Source organism: Flavobacterium anseongense, from assembly GCF_021608185.1.
Classification (GTDB): Bacteria; Bacteroidota; Bacteroidia; order Flavobacteriales; family Flavobacteriaceae; genus Flavobacterium; species Flavobacterium anseongense.
On sequence record NZ_JAKIHN010000025.1, the window covers coordinates 1 to 919 of the forward strand.

The 919-nt window shown below is 39.9% G+C and carries 1 protein-coding gene; it reads left to right on the top strand.

From position 1 onward, the window contains the following. Positions 1 to 919 (top strand): T9SS type A sorting domain-containing protein (locus L1S35_RS13190; protein WP_236401454.1); only part of this gene is annotated, 919 nt, incomplete at both ends.

A 919-nucleotide genomic window follows, 5' to 3' on the forward strand; every position in this document is an offset into this window, starting at 1 on the left:
ACTACTTACAGAATCAGTGTTAGATACGGTTATGGCGCTACGAGTTTTGGTTCCCAGATTTATACAGCTTATGGAACGCCATGTTTGGTATCTACACCGGCCTTGCCATTAGCGAGTGTTCCATGTGATAGTACTTTGGCATCAATAAATGCTTATATTTATGCCAGTGGTTATGCAGGAGGAGCGAATCAGTTTGAATTTAAAGTTACGCGAGTTTCTGCCCAACAGCCTGGAGAGTTACCAATAGGATCTACAACAGAGGAAACAGAAATACGTAATGTTCCAAACTTTAAGTTAACGATGTTAGGTGACTTATTAATTGGATTACAGAAAACATATTCGATATCAGTTCGTTATCGAGTTACTTCATATGGAATGGATCACTTCTCAGGCTGGAGTTCAGCCTGTGCTATACACACACCTGATTTCCCGGAGACACAGATAGTTGAAGCTCAATGTGGAGTAGAGGGTGTTCCAAGTACGGTAAATGAATATGTTTATGCAAATGCTGTTGCCGGAGCTACCCAGTATCAATTTAGATTGTATAATGCAGTAGACTTCCCATACACAGAGGAGAATCCATATGATTATACTGTTTACAGTCCGGGTAAATATGTGAAACTAAATCAATTTCCTGGATTAATAGCCGGAGTTGATTATTCGGTAACCGTAGTGGCACAATTGTATGGCGAGTATCCAAATATTGCTTTGGCTAAGGATTGTTCAATAACTGCACCACAGTCGACACCACCACCATCAGGACCTGCAAAAGCAGATGTTGCAGAATTATTCCATGCTACGGCTTATCCTAATCCGTTTGCGAACAACTTTATGATAAATGTTAAATCAGGAAGTCAGTCAGCAGTAGAGTTAAAAGTTTATGATATGATTGGCAGATTGATAGAAGCACGTAAAGTGA